Genomic DNA, 19,796 nt, shown 5'->3' on the forward strand with positions numbered 1-19,796 from the left:
ATGCTCTGCCAATGTCGTTCACGGACGAATGTGCACCACAGGCGGACGCCTACTGGTCATCGATTCTCGATCATCCGATGGTTCGCCAGCTCGGGGAGGGTACCCTCGACGAGGCGCCCTTCCGCTACTGGGTACGGCAGGACTACGTCTATCTCCAGGAGTACGCCCGAGTGTTCGCACTCGGTGCGGCGAAGGCACCGGACCTCGATCGGATGGGAACGTTCGCGGAGCTCCTCGAGTCGACGGTCACCACCGAGATGGACCTCCACCGGTCGTACGCCGCGGACCTTTCGATCGACGAGGCCGACCTCGAAGAGACCGATCCGTCGCCGACGACGCGGGCGTACACGGACTTCCTGGTCCGCACCGCCTCACACGGAACCGTCGGCGATCTCGTGGCAGCGCTGCTTCCGTGTATGTGGGGATTCAACGAGACGGCAAAGCGGCTCGCCGCCGACGGCACGCCCGAACACGATCAGTACGCCGCCTGGATCGAGATGTACGCCGGCGAGGAGTTCACCGAGCTGACCGAGTGGTGCAAGACGCTCCTGGACGACGTGGCCGCCGACGCGTCAGCGTCCGACCGGGAGCGGTATCGGAAGCGCTTCGCGACGTCCGCACAGTACGAGTACCTGTTCTGGGACGCCGCCTGGAAACGGGAGACGTGGCCGCTATGACCGACGACGTCGCACCGACCGACGTGACGGCCGACGCAACCGTCGCCGAATACGCCGTCGACGGGGGTGCCGTGTGATGGTATCGACGGTCCTGGGGCTCGGGCTGACGGTGGCGACGCTGGCGATCAGTGCCGCCGTCGGTCTGTGGTACGCCCGCGGCCGGGTCCGCTCCGTCGAGGATCTCATCACGGCTCGCGGATCGGCCGGCGAGCGGCGATTGACCGCGACGCTCGTCGCATCCGTGATGGGCGTGTGGATCCTCTTTTCGGCTCCCGAGGCCGGCGCCAGCTTCGGGATCGCTGCGGTCGTCGGCTACGCCATCGGCGAGGCGCTGCCGATGCTCGTGTACGCACGGATCGGTCCGCGCGTGCGCGAGCTCATCCCCGACGGACACTCGCTGACGGAGTACGTCTACGCCCGCTACGGCGGCGCGATGTACGTGTTCGTTCTCCTCGTGAGCGCGCTGTATATGTTCGTCTTTTTGGCAGCGGAACTCACCGGCATCGCCGGCGCGCTGTCGCTCGTCGCCGGCGTGCCGCAGTGGCAGACCGCCGTGCTCGTCGGCGGCGGCGTCCTCGTGTACACGGGGTATGGCGGGGTGACCGCCAGCATCGGAACCGACACCCTTCAGGCAGTCGTGGTCGTTCCGCTCTTGGTGGTATGTTTCGGCGGCATCGTGGCGTCGTTGGGCGGCGTGGATCCGATCCACCAAGGTGTTGTCGCGGCCAACCCAACGCTGCTCGATCCCGGCTTCGCCGCCGGCATCCGCTTCGGTCTGGCCCTCTCGTTCGCCATCCTCGGGGCGGAACTGATCAACCAGACGTGGTGGCAACGCATCTACGCGGGCGCAAGCGACGACGTCGTTCGGCGGAGCTTCCGGAACGCGAGCCTCGCCAACGGTGCGATGGTGTTCGTGACCGCACTGTTCGGGATCGTCGCGGTCGGACGTGCCGACGTCGTCACCGACGTCACGAGCGCGGCTTATAACGCCGACGTTGCGCTGTTCGTCCTTCTGGAGGGTGCGTTCCCCGCGTGGGTCGTCGCCGGCGTAACGCTGCTGGCGCTGCTCCTGGTGGTCAGCTCGGTCGACACCCTGTTCAACGCGCTCTCGAGTCTCGTCACAGTCGACCTGTCACGAGCGGTCGGCGCCGACGACCGCCGGCTTCGCCTCGGCGCCCGCGCGTTCACCGTTCTCGTGGCCGTCGCAGCCATTTACGTCAGCCTCCGGGCTCGGAGCGTGCTCCGGCTGTTCTTCCTCGCGGACCTGCTGGGTGCGGCCGTGGCGGTCCCGCTCGTCTACGGGCTCTACTCGGAGTCGATAACGGGGCCCGGGGCGCTCGTGAGCAGCGTCGTCGGCTTGGCGGTCGGGCTGGCGTACTTCCCCGACCTGCGGGGATACATCACGGCAATTCCGGTGGTTGGCGAGGCCTTGCCCGCGGCGGATCCGCTGTACCTGACCTCCTTCGCCGGGGCCTTCTGCGTCTCGGCGGCACTGACGGTGATCGCGGCGCGGGTCTCCGAGGCCACGTTCGACTTCGATCGCCTCGGGGACGACATCCGCCGCATCGATGCTGACGGCGCCGAGGCGAGCGACTGAGCGTGGGCGCTTGCGGTCGCTCGTCGTCGAGTGGACTCTCCCGTCGAACCACGCCCGTCCCGTCAGCCGGTCACGGCACGACTACGACGGCTCCACCACCCGATCCGCCCATTCGCGGAGCCGGGACAGCGCGGCGCGCTCGGTGCGTGAGATGCGATCGTCGACCCCGAGTTCGTTGCTCTCGAAGGCGTTACACACGACGACCGACGCCGACGAACAGTAGTCGAGCAACTCCGTGGTGCGGTTCGTGTCCGCTTGGAGCGGGATCGTGGCGTCGTTGACGAACACCGCATCCGGATCGTCGGGCGCCGCCGAGATAACTCGCGCGGCACGCGCTGCGTTCGTGCGCGCCAGGGCGATCGCCTCCTCCTGGGTGTCGCTTTCAGCGCGGGGCGCCCGGGCGTCGATACGACCGTAGTAGATCTCGTCCGGGATGGTCGTGAACCGCGTCAAGCGGCCGCCGAGAACCCGGCCGTCCCGCTCGAGTTCGGGTGCGAACTCCAGCACGGCCACGTCGGCGGACCCGTGGTCGGCAACCCAGCGATCCAGCGCCGCCGCGGTGTGCCGTGTCTTCCCGACGTTTGTGGGCCCGACGATCAGCGTCGACCCGCACAGCGGAACTGACGACGCCATCAGTCAGTCGGCCGGCTGCCGAGCCGTGCGGTCGCCGGTCACCAGTTCGCGAACGAACAGCCCGAGAAGCGCGACCGTGGCGATCCCGAGGACGGTCGCGAAGGCGACTACGAACGCGGGAACGAGCGCGAACCCCTCGCGCAGTCCCATCGCGGTGCTCCGGACCGAGTTGGCCGCCGTTACGCTCGTGACCCCGAGCAGGATCACGCCGGCCGCCGTCAGGAGCCGCGAGGGGAGTGGCCCGGGCGTCTCGTACAGGAGGAACAGCACCAGCGCAAGCGCGAACGGCGTGCCCGCGAGTCCGAGCGCCAGCGCCTGCACGAGCAGCGGGATGAAGTTCCCGCCGACGAAGGCGCCCGCCGCCGACACCAACGCGGTCCCGGCAAGCAGCGCTCGGTATCGGTCGTCCGACACGGACAGCTCCCACCCGAGCGTATCGGCCACCAGGAACGGCGGGACGATGGTGTTGCCCCCGAGCGTCGACACGGCGGCGCCGAGGATCCCGACGAGGAACAGCGTCTCCGCGGCGGGCCCCGCGACCGGCGCGAGCGCCTTCGCCGCGGCGGCGGCCTCCGGCGGCACGTTCTGCCCGCCGAGCGCCCCCGCGACGACCAGAAAGATCGCGAGGCTGTACAGGCCGAACGCGACGAGCATCGACGCCCCGGCGTCAAACCGTGCGAGGTCGTAGTCGTCGGCACTCCAGCCCCGTGCGCGGGTCGTGTAGGTGTGCATCGTGATCAGCGTGATGTGGACGGCCCCGCCGAGGACTCCCGCGACGGTGACGGCCGCGCCGGGCGGCGTCGTGGGGACCAGTCCCGCCGCCGCGCCGCCGACGTCGGGGGGGACGACGACAAGCGTGGCGACGAACACGAGCACGACCCCCGAGACGACCGCTTTCGCGCCGAGTTCCGCGACCCGGTAGCCGCCGCCCGCGAGGCCGATCGCCAGGACGACGGCCCAGAGAACGCCCCAGAGACGCGCGTCGAAGCCGAACAACGACGCCGAGACGTCGGCGAGACCCTTCATGATGAGCAACTGCGCGATGCCGGCGACGACGACCGCGTCGAGGACGAGCAGCCACGTCCACCACCGTCCCAGTCGTTCCTCGACGGTGCGGACGATGCCCTGTTCGGTCAGCGTCCCGAGCCGCGCGGCCAACAGCACCGAGACGAACCCGGCCGGCGCCGACAGAACGACCACCCACAGGAGGTCGTACCCGTAGCCGACGCCCGCGGCCACGAGCGCGCTGATCGTCGCCGGACCCGCGGCGATCGCGCCCGCGAGCCACGCCGGCCCCATCTCCGACAGTCGGTGTCGAACGGCTCCCGGAGCCATCTCAGACGCACCCCTTGACCACGACGTCCCCGCCTCCCTGGTTCCGCATCGACCGCCGGTCGGTGAGCGACATATGAGTGGGTATTATACTCGAGTAATAAAGGACTGCGATCACTGCAGAACGGGCTTGATGGAGTGTCGAGACGTTCACGGCGAATCCGTCGTCACCGACTCCGCCTTCCGTCACTTGATCCCGTGGCTCGCTCATCCAGTTCGCTCACGGGAGCGCAGCCGCTTGGCGTGACGCTGGAGCGGTCGTTGCACATCGGTGGCCCGGACTCGACGGGCTACCGGTAGAGGGAGGCCAGCCAGACGACGGTGAGCAGGAGACTCACGACCAGCACGACGATCGATGTTTCGGGGATCGGAAGCGATGCGGATTCGGTGGCGAGCGGTATCATACCCGCAGTTGACCCGCGGGGGTTGTAAGCGTTCAGGCTTCGCCCCGGCGGGACGATCGATGACTTCGACCGCAGTTTGTGCCTACGGCATATCTTTTATACCCGATGCCGTTGCTCCGCTATGGGCGAGATACTCGGATCGAGCATCGCCGGGTACAGCGTGATGACCGTCGACGGCGAGGAAATCGGCACGTTGGTGAACGTCACGATGGACTCGACCACCGGTGATCTCCGACAGTTCGTCATCGATCCGGCGGACCGAACGCCGGACTTCGAGAGGAACAACGAGGGGCACGTGGAGATCCCGGCTCGAACGTTCCGATCGCGGGGTGACTACGTCCTCGTCGATCCGACCCCAACCGACGATCCGATTGCGCGAGGGCGGGACTGATCCCGACACCGACACTATGAACGTGCTCCCCGCTTTGCTCCCTCCCGTTCGCGATCCCGTCACGCCTCAAGCAACGTTCGGCCCGGCGGTCGAGTGGGCAACCTTCGCCGGCTTCCTGCTCGTTCCCGGACTCATCGCGACCCTCCTCTGGTCGCCGTTCCTCACCGTCGACCGGATCCGATCGCTGCTTGCGGCGCTCCCGCCGACCGGGTCGGTCATTCCGACGTACCTGCTCGCCGGCGTCGGCGGCTCGATCCCGTACATCGTCGGCGCGACCCTCGTCGTCACGACGGTTGACACGGCCGGCGTCGCCTGGAGCAATGCGTTCATCACCGTCGCCGTGCTGCTGTTCGTCGGCTACGCGGCCGGCGTGCCGGTCATCACGAACGTGGTTCTGCCCCGGCTTGACGTGGACTGGGACCCCACCGGATACGGCCGATCGACGTGGGTGCTGTTGGCCGCCGGCGGCGCGAGTTACGCGCTGTTGTTCGCCATCCCGTTCGTCGTGGTGAGCTTCCTGCTGGCGCTGCCCGGGGGATACTGATGCGGGGACGTTCGACTTCATCACGCCGTGCGTTCCTGGCGTCGGGAGCCGCCGCAGCCGCCGCAACGGCACTCCCGGCCGTCGCCGGCTGTCTGGGTCGATCGGCGGAGATCCTTCGTTTGAGTGCCTACGAACGTGAATCGCTCCCTGATTCGGTGCTGTTGGCGGACCCGACGGCGCCGACTGCACGGTTCGCGATCGACTATCCCGACCGGTACAAACGCGACCGCTACCGGACGCTGATCCGGACCGGGTCGATGACGGTGCTGAATTACCAGTTGACGTATACCTACGAGTTCGGGTCCGAAACCCGCGAGGCGGCGCGGTTCGTCGTCGACGTCGAGGGATCGGGTGAAGACGTCGAAAACGCCGCGGAGTCCGACGCCACCTACTACCGCGTCCACATCGACGACCAACGAACCGTCGAGCGCGAGTGGTGGGAGTTCTATCTCGACCTCGTGGACGATCCGCCCGCGGACGCCGAGGGCGTAACGCCGCCGATCGAATCGCTCTCGGAACCCGATCGGCGGATCGTCGACGCCGCGCTCGGGGCCGTCTACGCGGACCGAAACCCGCCGATCGACGTCGGCGGGGACGCGTTCGGCACGCGCGGTCCGCTGTATCACGAGTTCCTTGATGCGGACGACAGCACCCTCGTGCCCGACCCGCCGTTCGAACACGTCCGCTCGAACGACCGGTGGTTCGCCGCGCGTGCCGAGCAGGGGACGGCGACGCCGACGGAGACGACCTACTCGGTCGAGCCGGTCGCGAACACGCGCGCGGGCTTCGAGGACCACGTCCGGTCGACGCTGGTTCGGACGGACCTGTCGCCGGAGTCGCTTTCCGACGGGGAGCGGGACGTGGTCCGGACCGCGGTCCGAACGCCGTTCTACGAGGAGGACCTGCCGATGTCGGCATCCCTCCGGTCCGTGATGGAGCGGCTCGGGGCGGGCGAGCACCTTCCGGCGGACGACGCGTTCGAACTCGGGGTCGAGTTCGACCACCTCTTCGCCACCGTCGACGGGACGGCCTACGCGTTCGACCTGAGCGTACAGCCGTGACCGGGGCGTCGGAGTGGCCGTCTCGCCGCACCACGTGACTGTCTCGCCGCATCCGAGGCGTCGAGTCGATCGGTTCTTCCACCTGGCCGGCGGAGGATCGATATGCAGCTCTCCGCCGTCGATCTCTCGCCAGTCCCCGATTCCGGAACCGCCGCCGACGCGTACGAGAACACCGTCGAGGCCGCCCAGCAGGCGGAACGGCTGGGGTTCGAGCGGTTCTGGGTCGCCGAACATCACGCGATGACCGACACGCTCGCGGGCACGACGCCCGAGGTCCTGCTCGGGCACCTGGCCGCGGAGACGGAGACGATCCGGCTCGGCTCCGGGGCCGTGTTGCTCAACCACTACAGCCCGTTCAAGGTCGCCGAGGTCTTCGGCGCGCTTGACGGGCTCGCACCCGGCCGGATCGATGCGGGGCTCGGGCGCGCGAACGGATCGCCGGCGGCCGACCGCGCACTCGGGACCGACCGCCACGCGACGGACCCTGACGGCGACCACCGCGAGAAGATCGAGGCGGTCGTGGCCCATCTGGCGGACGAGTTTCCGGACGACCACGCCTACAGCGACCTCGACGTCGCGCGGTCGGGGGCCGAGCCGCCCGTGCCCTGGGTGCTCGGGTCCAGCCCCTCGAGCGCCGCGATCGCGGGCGAGCTGGGGCTGCGGTACTGTTTCGCCGCCTTCATCCGTCCCGGGTTCGCGGAGCGCGCCGTCGAGACGTATCGGGACCGGTTCGATCCCACCGAGAGGCCCGGTGCACCCGACTCCCCGCACGCGATCGTGGCGGTCAACGCCGTCTGCGCGCCGACGGATGCGGAGGCGGCTCGCCGCCGAGCCGTCGCGGAGGCGTCCTTTGCCCGGATGCGCCGAGGGGTCGTGGGTACCCGCCCGTCGATCGAGGAGGCGATCGACGAGCTCGGCGGCGTGCCCGATCCGACGCCGTCGACGCTCGCCCCCGACGAGTGGCCGAGAGCGATCTCCGGCGATCCCGACACGATCGCCGGCCTGCTCGAACAGCTCGCGGACCGAGTCGGCGTCGACGAGGTGATGATCCAACACGTCCAGGCCGACCACGCGGACGCGTTGGAGTCACACCGATTGATCGCCGAGGGGATCGGATCGGACTGAGCATCTTCGATAGCGACGATCCACTGGCTCCGCGGAAATGTCAGAAATAAATATAGTATATGTATCCTATATAAATGGCGTGTGGGTCGATGTTGGTGAATCGGTTGCTGGGACACGTCCTTGCGATTACGGCGTGTCCGATCGATTCGACCTCACAGTGTTTGATCCGCGACCGTGGAGGCAGGAGACACCGTGCCGAACTGTGTGTGGATTTATCACAGCTCACGTGAACCATCCAGTATGTCGGAACGGACGCCGGAGGACGTCTCGGATTCGATCCGCTATCAGGGCAAAGCGATCGACGATTCGGAGTGGATCCCACGGTTCCTCGCTGACCAGGAAACGGGCGTGCTCGGACTCGTTGCTGATGACGATCCGCACCTCGTGACGCAGCTGTTCGTTTATGATGCAGCGGCGGGCGCGATCTTTCTTCACGGCGCACAAGCTGGACGCGCGCACGATCTCGTGACGACCAGCACGCAACCGCGGGCGAGTTTCACGACGAGCGAGCAGGGACGGTACGTTCCGGCCGATCAGCCGGTAAATTTCACGGTCGAATACTCGAGCGTCGTCGCCAACGGGTCCATCGACGTGCTTTCGGATCGAGAGGAAAAACGACGCGTTCTCGAACTGTTTATGGAAAAATTCGCTCCGCATCTGACAAGCGGCGAGGAGTACGACCCGATCGCCGCGGAGTCGATCGATCGAACCGCCGTCTACCGACTCGACGTCGAAACCTGGAGCGGCAAATCCGGCTGGGCGGACGCCGACCGATCGGATACATACGATCTGGACGCCGTTAGCGACGATCAGTGACGGAACGAGACCGCCGTACTGCCGGCAAGCAGCCGTCACGTAGCCGACCGGATCGGGACCACCTCACCGCCGAACCACTTCGGCCTGCGCCGCCAGGAGGTCGGTTTGAACCCCTCCCCGAAACACGTGTTTAATATCGTATGATTTGGGAGATATATCAAATATAAATATAAATTCGGACGTCCTTAACAAAGCGCACTTTTCGTTCGGAGGAACCGCCCCTACCCGTCCTTGTTCACGTTGACGTCGTCGAAGGTCACGTCGCGTTCGGTGACGTCGACGGTCATCGAGCCGATCTCCTCGATGGTGGCCTCGATCGTGTCGCCGTCGGCGAGCGCGCCGACGCCCTCGGGCGTGCCCGTGGTGATCACGTCGCCGGCCTCGACGGTGGCGCCGATGGAGGCGTACTGGACGACGTTGCCGCAGGTGTAGACCATGTCCGAGGTGTTGTCCGACTGCCGAACCTCGCCGTTGAGTTCGAGCTCGAGGTCGAGGTTCTGGGGGTCGTCGATCTCGTCGGCGGTGACGACCGCCGGGCCGATCACGGTGAAGGTGTCGTAGGACTTGCGGTTCGATCGGTCCTGGTCGCCGCGGACGGAGATGTCGAGCAGGATGGTGTAGCCGAAGATGCTGTCCCAGGCCTCCTCGGTGGAGACGTCCTTGACGTCCTCGCCCATCACGAACGCGAGCTCGACCTCGTGGTCACACCGCCGGTCCGAGAAGGGGAGCTCGATCCCGTCGTCGGGGCCCACGACGCTCGAGGGGGCCTTCAGGAAGTAGCCCTTGTCCTCGATCGAGAACCACTCGTCGGTGGTGATGTCGCGGTCGGCGATCGCCTCCTCGATGTGGTTCTCGTAGTTCAGCGGCGCGGCGATCACCTTGCCGGGCCGGCGGATCGGCGAACCGAGGTGGGCGTCCTCGACCGCGACGTCCGCCTCGGCGTCGGCGTACTCGCTCGCGTCGTGGTCTCCCTCGATGTACTCCGCGAGCGGATCGTCGGACTCGAGCCCGAGTCGGTCCGTGAGGTCGATGATGCCGGTTCCGTCGTCGGTGAGCAATCCGAGGCGACCCTCGTCGTACTGGACGAATTGCATACCCGTGTGACTCGTGGGCGCATACATAATCATGACGAAGTCGGATCCCGCGAATCGGGAATGGCGTCCACGAAGGAGGCGATCGATGGCCGGAAACGGGCCGATCGATGCTCGATCCGTCGACGATGGCTGACCCGGACGGCGGTACGGTGCCGGCGACGACCGCGAGGAGCGGTTCTGGACGCGGGTGCTCGTGGCGGTCGCGTGAGCGACAGGATGCGAAATCGACCGTGAACGAGCCCGGAACCGACGGTGAACGAGCCCGGAACCGACCGTGGACGGAACCCGGAATCGACCGCGGAGGACAACAATTATTGGGACCGGTCACCGTTCGATACGTACTCACGTCCCATATGAACTACCTCGACGCATTCGACCGGTCGGTCCGGTGTCATCCCGAGCGGGACGCGGTCCGGACCGACGACGGTCGATCACTGACGTACGCCGACCTGGACGATCGAACCGACCGCCTGGCGACCGCCCTCGAGACGCTCGCGCCGGGCGAGCGCGTCGCCACGCTCGCGTACAATGGCAGCGAGGTGGTCGAGGTCCTCCTCGCGAGCCACAAGCGCGGGCTCGGCAACGTCCAGCTCCCCTTCCGCGAGAGCGCCGGCGCCCTGGCGGAGATGCTCGCGCCGACGAACCCGGCGGTGCTCGTCTTCGACGGCCGAACCGCCGAGCGCGCTTTCGACGTCCTCGACCGGACCGCGATCGAAACCGGGGTCAGCATCGACGGTGACGGGACCGACCGCGAGGACGTTCACGAGTACGAGTCGATCGTCGCCGACGTCGACCCCGACGGCGGCCGGCCGCAGTCATACGGAAACGAACACGGAATGTTGTTCACGAGCGGGACCACCGGCGTCGCCAAGGCGGTCCCGTTCGATCAGGAGCAGCTGTGGTACGGCAGCACCCAGGACGTCATGGAGATGCAGCTGGACCACCGCGACGTCGGCGTGATCGCGACGCCGTGGTACCATATGGTCACCACGAACGCGTGGATCATGCCGCACCTCCAGGCCGGGGCCACGCTCGTGATCCAGACCACCTTCGATCCGCCCGAGACGCTCGAGCTGATCGAGGCGAACGAGGCGACCGGGCTGATCGCGGTTCCGACCCAGCTCCATACGCTCGTCGATGAGCAGCGCGAGGGCGGGTTCGACCTCGAGTCGCTGTCGTACATCCGCACCGGCGGGTCGGTCGTGACCGAGGAGCTCTCCGAGGCGGTCGCCGAGCACCTCAGCGAGGGACTCTACAACACCTACGGCCTCACCGAGGGCGGGCCGAACCTGGCGTTCGCCGACCCCGAGACGCAGCGGGCGAACCCCGGCACGATCGGCACTGAATCGTTCACCTGGGAGCTGCGCGTCGTCGAGTCCACCGGCCCGGAGGTCGAACCGGACCCGACCGCCACGGTCGATCCCGGGGAGACCGGCGAGGTGATCGGGAAAAGCCCCGGGATGGCCACCGAGTACGTCGGCCGGCCACACGAGAGCGAGCGACTGACCGTCGACGGCTGGCTCCGAACCGGCGACGTCGCTCGGATCGATTCGGACGGACTCCTCTACATCGTCGATCGGGTGGACAACATGATCGTCAGCGGCGGCGAGAACGTCTATCCCCAGGAGGTCGAGAACGCCCTGACCGCCCACGAGAACGTCGACGCCGCCGCGGTCGTCGGTCGCGAGGACGACCGATGGGGCCAACGCATCGCCGCCGTCGTCGCCGTCACCGGGGACGTGACCGAGACGGACCTCGACGAGCACTGCCGGACCCACGACGGGCTCGCCGACTTCAAGCGCCCCCGCGAGTACGTGATCACCCGGGAGTCGTTCCCGCGGACCGAGACCGGAAAGCTCCGACGCGGCGACGTGCGAACGAGGTTCTTCGAGGAGTAGCGCGGCCGCCGCAACGGCGGGACGAGTGGTCGAGACGAACGAACGGACGGAACGGACGAACGGACGAGACGGGCGGAGGAGACGTGTTTTCGAGACGAGCGATCGACGCCGGCTACGAGGACGGCTCGGCCTCGGCGTAGAAGTTGAACGCCTCGAGGACGGGACGGTCGCTCATTCCGAGCAGGATCGCCTCGTCATCGGGCTCGTGGTGATGGATCTCGTCGGGCGGGACGATGAAGACGTCCCACTGGCTCCACTCCAGGGCCTCGTCGCCGACGTGGGTCGCGCCCTCGCCCTCGATGACGAAGTACACCTCGGTGGCGTTGTGGAAGTGCGGGTCGGTCGGCCCCTCCTGCAGCAGCTGGGCGCGGAACGTCATCGTCGGGAACAACGGCGGGCTCCCGGTCGCGGGGTTGACGTACGAGAGGCTGTAGCCGTCGTGGGGATCGGGCTCGTCGTTGTCGGCGCGCTGGCGGAGCGCCTCGAGCATCTCGTCCCAGCCGAACCGGTACGGCGGCGTCGGCTCGCGGATCCCCTCGAAGGGACCCGGGATCGAGCCGTCGCCGGCGCCACCTTCCGGGCGGCCGTTGCCGTACTGGGAGTCCCAGTACCCCGGCGTCTTCGTCACGGGCTGGCGCTCGAGTTCGTGGTTCTCGAAGACGTTGCGGGCGTTCATCGAGTCGAGCACGAGCGGCAGGTCGAGGACGTCGAGCCAGGCGGCGGTCTCGTCGGAGTCGTTGACGTGGTCGTGCCACTCCCACTGCGGGGTGGTGATCAGGTCGTTGTCCTGCATCGGGAACTCCTCACCGGCGACGACCGTCTTCATGTCCTCGTGGCCGTCGATCGAGAACCGGAGCGCGTTCGCTCCGTGGCGGTGTGACGGAGCGGTTTCGCCCGGCGAGACCGTCTGGATCCCGACGTAGATGCTGTTGGAGATCGCGTGAGCGGTGTTGATCGGGACGGCGACGCGGCGCTGGAACCCCGGCGGCAGGTCGGCGATCGGCACGTCCTCCTCGATGTGGTCGATCGCCTCCCGGATGTCGTCCCACTTCCAGACGCCCGGCTCGGGGTCGTCCAGGGCGGTTCCCATCTCGTCCTCGACCTCCCACAGCGGACGGAGACTGTGCTCCTCGAGGATCGCCCGGGTTTCGGAACTCAGTTCCAGGAGCTCCTCGGGATCGGACTCTGTCTGTGCCATAGTGTCCCGTTCGCACAGGATCGACATAAGTGTATTGGAGGTCGATGCCGGTCGGACTGACTCCGGGACGCCTCGGATGACGTGCCCTATGTTTGCGCCTCGAAGACGTCGCCGGTCGCGAAGACCGCCCGACAATCCTCACAGACCATCCGCCGTTGGACTGCGTACTCCCAGAGCTTCCCCCCGCAGTCGAGACAGTCGAAGTGTGCCTGCACGAACGGGCTCTCCTCGGCGTAGGGGTTCTCGAACTCGGCCATACGCGACGACACGGGTGGACCGCTCAAAAGGATATCGCCGAGAACCGATCCGGAGAAAGATTGAATCGACGGGCGGTCGAGGTTCGGATCGATGATCGACGAGATCGCCCCTGACGTCTACGACGTGACCGTTCGCGAGCATGCCGGCGGCCGCTACCGCGTCTTCCTGTTCGACGGCGCGACCCCGACGCTCGTCGACGTCGGCTTCGCGGACACGGTCGATCGGGTCACGGCGGCAACCGACGAACTCGGGATCGAGCCGGAACGAGTCGTGATCACCCACGGCGACGGCGACCACGTGGGTGGGCTCCCGGGCGTCATCGACGCGTTCGATCCGGAGGTGTGGGCCCCCGAGGGGCTCGTGCTCGAGGAGGCGATCGATGCCGACCTCGAGGCGACATCCGATCGACGGACTGACGACGGCTCCGGCGCAGGCGGGAACGTGCGATCGATCCGGCGGTACGGCGACGGCGACACGATCGGCGCCTTCGAGGCCGTCGCGACGCCGGGTCACACGCCGACCCATCACTCGTTGGTGGACGAGGACGCCGGGATCGCGGTCCTCGGGGACGCCGTCTTCGGCGCCGACGCGCGCGGGCTCCCGGAGGGCTCCGTCGTCCTCCCGACCGCCCACTACTCGGCGGACCTGAACACGGCCGATGAGAGCCTGGAGAAACTCCTCGCGTTCGAGTTCGACGTCGGGCTCGTCTACCACGGCTCGAGCGTGCTCGAGGACGCGAGCGAGACGATCGACCGGTTCGTGAACTTTGCCGGGAAGGCCTGACGCGGCGGCGCCGCCACGGCTCGACCGAGGAGGTGTCGAAAGGGATATGCCGGCGGTCTCTGTACACGGCGTATGAACGTTGGTAGCCTGTTCCAACCGACGTCGATCGCCGTGGTGGGGGCTTCCCGGTCCCCGGAGAAGATCGGTCATCAGGTGCTCGTCAACCTCGGGGCGTTCGACGGCACGGTGTACCCGGTCAATCCCTCCGCAGAGGGGGAGATCCTGGGCCGGGAATTCGTGGGATCGACGGCGGAGATCGACGACGACGTCGATCTCGCGCTCGTGGCGGTGCCGGCACCGGTCGTGCCGGACGTGATCGAGGAGTGTGCAGCGGCCGGGATCGACGCCGCGGTGATCTACGCCGGCGGCTTCGCCGAGGCGGGTCCGGAGGGCGAGGACCGTCAGAACCAGATCGTCGAGACGGCGACCGACCACGAGATGGCGGTGCTCGGGCCGAACACGAGCGGGTTCGTGATTCCCGGCGACGGGTTGTGTGGATCCTTCGCGAGCGGCGTCGAGGAGGTTCCCGCGGGCGGTACCTGCGTGATCGCCCAAAGCGGCGGCGTCGCCCACTCGCTGGCCTTCCAGACGCTCCGGGAGGGACGCGGGCTCTCGGCGATGGTCGGACTTGGCAACCGCGCGACGGTCGGGTTTCCGGAGGCAATCGCCCACTTCGACGACCACGAGGGCACCGACGCGATCGTGCTCCACGTCGAGGGGACCGACCGGGGTCGCGAACTGCTCGAGGCGTCGCGAACGGCGGACACGCCGGTGATCGCCTACAAGGTCGGCGAGTCGGACGTGGGCGCGTTCGCGGAGTCACACACCGGCGCGTTGACCGGCGACCACGAGCTCTATCTCGCCGGCTTCCAGCAGTACGGGATCCCAACGGTCGAGTCGACGCAGGAACTGCTCGACGGCGCCGCCGTACTGGGTGACGGACCCCGTCCGTCCGGACCCAACGTCGGCGTCATCACCGCCCAGGCCGGTCCGGGGATCATCATCGCCGACCGGATCCAGCGCTCCGGCGGACGGCTTCCCGAACTCGCCGACGCGACGAGCGAGGAGATCGCTGCGATCCTGCCGGGGATCACTTACGCCGAGAACCCGGTCGACACCGGCCGGCCGATGCCCGAGTTCGGCGACGTCGTCGCCGCGGTTGCGGAGGACGACGCGGTCGACGTCGTCCTCGTGAACGAACTCTACGAGGAGGCCCTCGGGCTGCCCGTCGACCGGATGCGGTCGCTCGTCGAGACGGTCGAGAAGCCGATCGTCTTTGCCACGGACGGCCCGCCGGCGGACTTCGAGGCCGACGTCGCCGCGCTCCGCGATCTCGGGATCCCCGTGTTCCATTCGCCCGAGCGTGCGGCCGACGTCGTGAGCCTGCTCGCGCGGTACGGCGCGCTCGCGGGCGGTTCCGGCGGAGGGAGAAGGGGGACGGAGACGAACGACGAAACCGCCGAGTCGACGGGGGTGAGCACCGATGTCTGATCGGAGCGGCGCCGTCGACGGATCGACCGATCTCGACACCGCAACCCGGATCGACGGGGACGCCATCGCGTCGATCATCGAGCGTGCTCGTGCCGCGGACCGCACCACGCTGACCGAGGCGGAGTCGAAGTCGCTGCTCGATGCGGCCGGGATCGAGACGCCCGACCGCGCCGTCGTTGGCGACCCGGAGGAGGCGATCACGGCCGCGGAGGCGATCGGGTATCCGGTCGTCGCGAAGGTCTCCTCGGCGGCGGTCACCCACAAAAGCGAGTGGGCGGACGGCGCCGGGGTCGCGCTCGACCTGGCGGACGCGGACGCGGTCGCCGACGCGACTGCCGCGATCCGCGAGGCTGCGGCCGCCGAGGGGATCGACGCCGAGGTGCTGATCGAGGATGCCGCCGACCTCGAGGGAGGAACCGAAACCATCGTCGGCGGGATGAACACCCCCTCGTTCGGCCCTGTGACGCTCGTTGGGCTCGGGGGCGTCTTCGCGGAGGTCTACGAGGACACCGCCCACCGGATCGCGCCGGTCTCGGAGCCGGAGGCACGTGCCGCCGTCGAGTCGCTGACTGCCGCGCCACTGCTGTCGGGCTACCGCGGCCGCCCGCCGGGCGACGTCGACGCGCTCGTCGAGACGATCCGGGCCGTCGGCGACCTCCTCGTCGAGACGCCCGCGATCGACGAGATCGACGTCAATCCCGTGCTCGTCTCGCCGGACGGCGCGGTCGCGCTGGACGCACTCGTCGTCCTCGAGGGGTGACGCGAATGCGGGGTGAGACGTCGTCCCGAAGCGGACCGGGACGTCGGCACCGGAATTGGAACCGGCACCGAAACCGGGGGCTGCATCGGAATCCGGGTCGGGATCGCCGTCGACGCGATCCGGAGGTGGAGCCGTGACCGGACGGCTCCGCGAACGTCTCGATCGCCCCGCGGTCGCGTTCCCGATCGCGGCGATCGCTGGCGCGGTCCCCCTCGTGGCCGTCGGCGGCGATCCGGGGTGGATGCTCTCGATCACGGTGTTCTGCATCGGCCTCTGGGTGCTCGCGCCGATCCGGCCGGGATACACGAGCGTGATCGGGATCGGGCTGCTCGCGGCCGTCTTCTCGCCGGAGATGGCGCTGTCGGGATTCAGCTCGTCGGCGACGTGGCTGGTCGGCTTCGGCCTGTTGATGGGCGTTGCGACCCGCCGGAGCGGGCTGGCAGGACTCGCCAGCGACCGCGTGATCGCCCGCTGTGTGCCGGCGTCGGTCCGGTCCGGCGACGGGACGATGGCACCGACGCGGATCTATCGACGTCTCCTCATCGGACTCGGGCTGTCCGCGCACGCGCTCGCGTTGCTCGTCCCCTCCGCACTCGTTCGAGTGCTGTTGCTCGCGCCGATCCTCTCGGCGATCGGTTCGCGATTCGACGACCGGACGGCCCGGGTCGGGCTCTATCTGGGCCCCCTGTTTGCCACCTTCTACGGGTCGCCGGGGTTCCTGACGGCCGACCTGCCGAACATCATCATCTCCGGATTGGCGGCGTCGCTGGCCGATCACACGATCGCCTGGAGCGAGTGGGCGGTCCACCTGTATCCCGTGATGGGGATCACGCGCGTGATTGCCGTGATCGCGGTCGTCTACGTCCTGTTCCGACCCGACGCCGACTCGACGGTCACGTTCGCCGGAGCGGACGCCGACGTGGAAAACGTTGGTTCGGAGGACGTCGACGTGGAGGACGTCGACGTGGAGGACGTTGACGCGGAGGACGTTGGTGCGGGTACGGCCGTCGATCCGGAGGGGACCGACGACGCGGATGGACCCTCCCGACCCGGCCGGATGTTGGCGTTCCTGCTCGTCGGGACGGCGATCTGGATGACCGACTTCATCCACGGACTCGATCCGGTCGTCGGCGCGCTCGCGGTCGTCGTGCTCGCGTTCCTGCCGGGGATCGGCGTCGTCTCCTTCGAGATCGTCGACGCTGAGGCGGACTTCACGATCCTCTTTTTCGTCGCGGTCGTCCTCTCGATCGGCGACGGCCTCGCGTCGACCGGCGTCTCCGAGACTGCGGCGACGGCGCTTTTGGGGTCGATCCCGGCGGACGTCCCGCTCGCGGTGAGCCTCACGCTCGTCTACCTGAGCACCGCCGTCCTGGCGCTGTTGATGGAGGGACTGGCCGTGGCGAGCGTGCTCACCCCGGTGCTCATCCAGTTCGCCGAGGCGTCCGGGCTCCCGCTGACGCCCGTACTGCTCTCGGAGACGCTCGCGCTCAGCACCTACTTCTTCCCGTACCAGTCGGCGGTGTTGATCGCGATGCTCGCGGAGGGCGACGTCGAGACGGGCGAACTGATCCGGACCACCGCCGCCTGCTCGCTCGTGACGATGGTCGTCCTCTTCCCGCTTCAACTGCTGTGGTTCGGGGTGCTGTACTGAGGGGCCGATCGTGTCCGCGACGGGGGACGGAACGACCACGTCCACGGAGAACGGGACCGGCCGCACTCACGACGGGACCGCAAACGCTTTGATGCTCGTCGCGTAACGCGAACACGTCCCATATGAGCGAACCTACCACGGACGCGCCGGTGTTGATCGCCGGCGCCGGGCCGGTCGGGATGACGACGGCGCTGGCGCTGCACGCCCGCGGCGTCGAGTCGACGATCCTCGAACGCGACCCCGAAGACCGCGATCGGTCCGGAAGCCGGGCGATCTACGTGCACGGATCGACGCTGCGAACGCTCGAACGGATCCACCCCGGTCTCGGAACCGACCTCGTCGATGAGGGGCTCGTCTGGCCGACCCGCCACACGCGCTGGCGCGGCAAGCAGGTGTTCCGGCGGACCTACGACTCCCCGGGCGGGTCCGGCGACATTCCGCATTTCACCAGCCTCCCGCAGGTCGTGACCGAGGAGTACATGCACGAGGCGGTGGCGGAGGCCGGGATCGACATTCACTGGGAGGCCGAGGTCGACACGGTCGACTCCTCGAGCGACGGCGTCACCGTCGAGACGACCGACGGCCGCGAGTGGAACGGGGAGTACCTGGTGGGCGCCGACGGCGGCGGCTCACAGGTCCGCAACGAGATCGGCGCGAACTTCGAGGGCGACCAGTCCGAGAACTCCTTCATCATCGCCGACATCGAGGACCCCGACGAGGACCCCCTGCCGCTGGAGCGATTGTTCCACTACGACGCCCCCGAGACTGACGGCCGAAACGTCCTGCTGGTCCCGTTCGAGGGCGGTTGGCGGCTCGACATCCAGTGTTTCGAGGACGACGATCCCGAAGCCCTCACCGAGGACGGACGGATGCGCGAGTTCGTCCGCGACGTGATGGGCGAGGCGTACGTCGACCACATCACCTGGGTGTCGACCTACAAGTTCCTGCAGGTGATGGCGGACTCCTTCGTGGACGAGCACCGGCGCGTGCTGCTGGCCGGGGAGGCGGCCCACCTGCTTGCCCCCTTCGGCGCCCGCGGAATGAACTCCGGGATCGCCGACGCCGACGAGGCAGCCTCCGCGATCGCGGTCGCGGTAGACGCTCGGACCGATGCCGTCGCCCGCGACGAGGTCGAACTCTACGCCGCCCGCCGTGAGAAGGCGGCCGAGTTCAACCTGAACGCGGCCGGGCAGGCGCTCGAGTACCTCCAGGGTGACGATCCGGTCACCGTCCTCCGCAAGGAGGCCGCCGCGTCGCTGGCGGACCACTTCGAGTCGGCCGGCGAGTGGCTCGATGACGCGCCCTACGGCCCCCACGGCACCCCGCCGATCGTCTCGACGGGCAACTACTGATCACGGCACCCGACGGATGGACCGGTCGCGGTCAGCTACTCGAGATCGAGTTTCTTTGCGACCCAGTTATCGCGGGCGGCCATCACGAACGTCTCCTCGTCGGCGAAGTCCGTATGTTCCGCGACGAACGCGTCCCAGGTGCCGCTTGAAACCTCGCCGAGGTCGGCGCCGCTCGTCGCCTCCGAGGGGCTGGCCGCGACCAGGTCGTCGAACGTCTCGAAGTCGGTGTGTTCCGTGACGAACGCGTCGTCGAACAGCGCCGACAGCGGGATCGATTCCTCGCGGTCGTACACCTCGTCGGCGTCCGGCAGGTCTGTACGTGATTCGGCGGCGTCCTCGAGGTCGGCTCCGGTGACCATATCCATCGATCGATCCCCGGGTACCTAAATCCCTACGGTGGACGCGAACGCGGCCCGTGGTTCGACGGGGAGCGCCGGAACGAGATCTCGCGGTGCTGTCGACGCCGTGATGGCCGGTAAGCGTCCGGATCGACGATCGATGGCCCGCGAGACGCTCGCAATACTTATAAAGTTCTCTGAAGGAGAACAGATCTTCCGATGGGTTCGTGTCATATCACGCGTCGTCCATCATCCGCTCACCCCGGAGACGCGTCCATCCGGGTCCCGCCGATCGTGTTATTCCATTGTAATTACAGTAGTATATTTGTAATAAATATGGCGGGCGGGACGATTCGATCGGTGAATTTTGTTCTCTTATAGGAAATACATAGA

General features: G+C 67.8%; 19 protein-coding genes. 13 read left to right on the plus strand and 6 right to left on the minus strand.

The genetic code is table 11. From position 1 onward, the window contains the following. The first annotated feature begins 11 nt into the window (after positions 1 to 11). The gene (tenA, locus tag BLW38_RS04525) at positions 12 to 677 is read left to right on the plus strand and encodes a thiaminase II (RefSeq protein WP_092814864.1); all 666 of its coding nucleotides are present in this window, start codon (positions 12 to 14) and stop codon (positions 675 to 677) included. A gap of 76 nt (positions 678 to 753) precedes the next feature. Beyond that, the gene (locus tag BLW38_RS04530; RefSeq protein ID WP_092814867.1) at positions 754 to 2,274 is read left to right on the plus strand and encodes a sodium:solute symporter family transporter; all 1,521 of its coding nucleotides are present in this window, start codon (positions 754 to 756) and stop codon (positions 2,272 to 2,274) included. Positions 2,275 to 2,355: 81 nt separating this feature from the next. Here the strand turns inward: BLW38_RS04530 and BLW38_RS04535 are convergent, their stop codons facing one another. After that, positions 2,356 to 2,910, minus strand: a complete 555-nt coding sequence (locus BLW38_RS04535) for a hypothetical protein (RefSeq protein WP_394327073.1) — start codon at positions 2,908 to 2,910, stop codon at positions 2,356 to 2,358. After that, entirely contained in the window at positions 2,911 to 4,242 is a 1,332-nt protein-coding gene (locus BLW38_RS04540; RefSeq protein ID WP_245710046.1) for an NRAMP family divalent metal transporter, read from the minus strand. Between the two features lie 522 nt (positions 4,243 to 4,764). Here BLW38_RS04540 and BLW38_RS04545 point away from each other — a divergent pair. The 5 genes from BLW38_RS04545 (at position 4,765) to BLW38_RS04565 (ending at position 8,580) form a co-directional block, all read left to right on the plus strand. Beyond that, the gene (locus BLW38_RS04545; protein WP_092814876.1) at positions 4,765 to 5,034 is read left to right on the plus strand and encodes a PRC-barrel domain-containing protein; all 270 of its coding nucleotides are present in this window, start codon (positions 4,765 to 4,767) and stop codon (positions 5,032 to 5,034) included. A gap of 16 nt (positions 5,035 to 5,050) precedes the next feature. Beyond that, on the plus strand, positions 5,051 to 5,578 hold the full coding sequence (locus BLW38_RS04550; protein ID WP_143040794.1) for a hypothetical protein: 528 nt from the start codon (positions 5,051 to 5,053) through the stop codon (positions 5,576 to 5,578). Next, positions 5,578 to 6,639: a hypothetical protein gene (locus tag BLW38_RS04555; protein ID WP_092814882.1), complete on the plus strand. Its 1,062-nt coding sequence runs from the start codon at positions 5,578 to 5,580 to the stop codon at positions 6,637 to 6,639. The genes BLW38_RS04550 and BLW38_RS04555 overlap by 1 nt, the downstream gene beginning before the upstream one ends. A gap of 102 nt (positions 6,640 to 6,741) precedes the next feature. Continuing rightward, the gene (locus tag BLW38_RS04560; RefSeq protein ID WP_092814885.1) at positions 6,742 to 7,764 is read left to right on the plus strand and encodes an LLM class flavin-dependent oxidoreductase; all 1,023 of its coding nucleotides are present in this window, start codon (positions 6,742 to 6,744) and stop codon (positions 7,762 to 7,764) included. Between the two features lie 240 nt (positions 7,765 to 8,004). Then, positions 8,005 to 8,580, plus strand: coding sequence for a pyridoxamine 5'-phosphate oxidase family protein (locus BLW38_RS04565; protein ID WP_092814888.1), 576 nt, complete (start codon positions 8,005 to 8,007; stop codon positions 8,578 to 8,580). Positions 8,581 to 8,801: 221 nt separating this feature from the next. Here the strand turns inward: BLW38_RS04565 and BLW38_RS04570 are convergent, their stop codons facing one another. Then, positions 8,802 to 9,674 (minus strand): fumarylacetoacetate hydrolase family protein, encoded by an 873-nt coding sequence (locus tag BLW38_RS04570; protein WP_092815661.1) that lies wholly within the window; start codon positions 9,672 to 9,674, stop codon positions 8,802 to 8,804. 353 nt (positions 9,675 to 10,027) lie between these two features. Here BLW38_RS04570 and BLW38_RS04575 point away from each other — a divergent pair, with 353 nt between their 5' ends. Beyond that, positions 10,028 to 11,572, plus strand: a complete 1,545-nt coding sequence (locus BLW38_RS04575) for a class I adenylate-forming enzyme family protein (RefSeq protein WP_092815665.1) — start codon at positions 10,028 to 10,030, stop codon at positions 11,570 to 11,572. Positions 11,573 to 11,684: 112 nt separating this feature from the next. On the opposite strand, the gene BLW38_RS04580 is transcribed toward BLW38_RS04575, so the two are convergent. Both BLW38_RS04580 and BLW38_RS16145 read right to left on the minus strand, forming a co-directional pair. Then, positions 11,685 to 12,770, minus strand: coding sequence for a cupin domain-containing protein (locus BLW38_RS04580; protein ID WP_177167420.1), 1,086 nt, complete (start codon positions 12,768 to 12,770; stop codon positions 11,685 to 11,687). An 86-nt stretch (positions 12,771 to 12,856) separates the two neighbouring features. After that, a complete protein-coding gene (locus BLW38_RS16145; protein WP_177167421.1) occupies positions 12,857 to 13,027 on the minus strand; it encodes a hypothetical protein in 171 nt (56 codons plus the stop codon). 91 nt (positions 13,028 to 13,118) lie between these two features. Between BLW38_RS16145 and BLW38_RS04585 the strand changes: the two genes are divergently transcribed. From BLW38_RS04585 to BLW38_RS04605, 5 genes are all read left to right on the plus strand, one after another. Continuing rightward, entirely contained in the window at positions 13,119 to 13,811 is a 693-nt protein-coding gene (locus BLW38_RS04585; RefSeq protein WP_177167422.1) for an MBL fold metallo-hydrolase, read from the plus strand. 72 nt (positions 13,812 to 13,883) lie between these two features. After that, entirely contained in the window at positions 13,884 to 15,302 is a 1,419-nt protein-coding gene (locus tag BLW38_RS04590; RefSeq protein WP_092814891.1) for a CoA-binding protein, read from the plus strand. Then, positions 15,295 to 16,062, plus strand: a complete 768-nt coding sequence (locus BLW38_RS04595; RefSeq protein ID WP_092814895.1) for an acetate--CoA ligase family protein — start codon at positions 15,295 to 15,297, stop codon at positions 16,060 to 16,062. Before BLW38_RS04590 ends, BLW38_RS04595 begins: the two co-directional genes overlap by 8 nt. Positions 16,063 to 16,195: 133 nt before the next feature. Next, positions 16,196 to 17,713: an SLC13 family permease gene (locus BLW38_RS04600; RefSeq protein ID WP_218143026.1), complete on the plus strand. Its 1,518-nt coding sequence runs from the start codon at positions 16,196 to 16,198 to the stop codon at positions 17,711 to 17,713. Between the two features lie 122 nt (positions 17,714 to 17,835). Next, the gene (locus BLW38_RS04605; protein ID WP_092814898.1) at positions 17,836 to 19,065 is read left to right on the plus strand and encodes an FAD-dependent monooxygenase; all 1,230 of its coding nucleotides are present in this window, start codon (positions 17,836 to 17,838) and stop codon (positions 19,063 to 19,065) included. A gap of 35 nt (positions 19,066 to 19,100) precedes the next feature. Here the strand turns inward: BLW38_RS04605 and BLW38_RS04610 are convergent, their stop codons facing one another. Continuing rightward, positions 19,101 to 19,424, minus strand: a complete 324-nt coding sequence (locus tag BLW38_RS04610) for a hypothetical protein (RefSeq protein WP_092814901.1) — start codon at positions 19,422 to 19,424, stop codon at positions 19,101 to 19,103. Positions 19,425 to 19,796: the final 372 nt, after the last annotated feature.

The sequence above is a fragment of the Halopenitus malekzadehii genome (genome assembly GCF_900108505.1).
GTDB lineage: Archaea > Halobacteriota > Halobacteria > Halobacteriales > Haloferacaceae > Halopenitus > Halopenitus malekzadehii.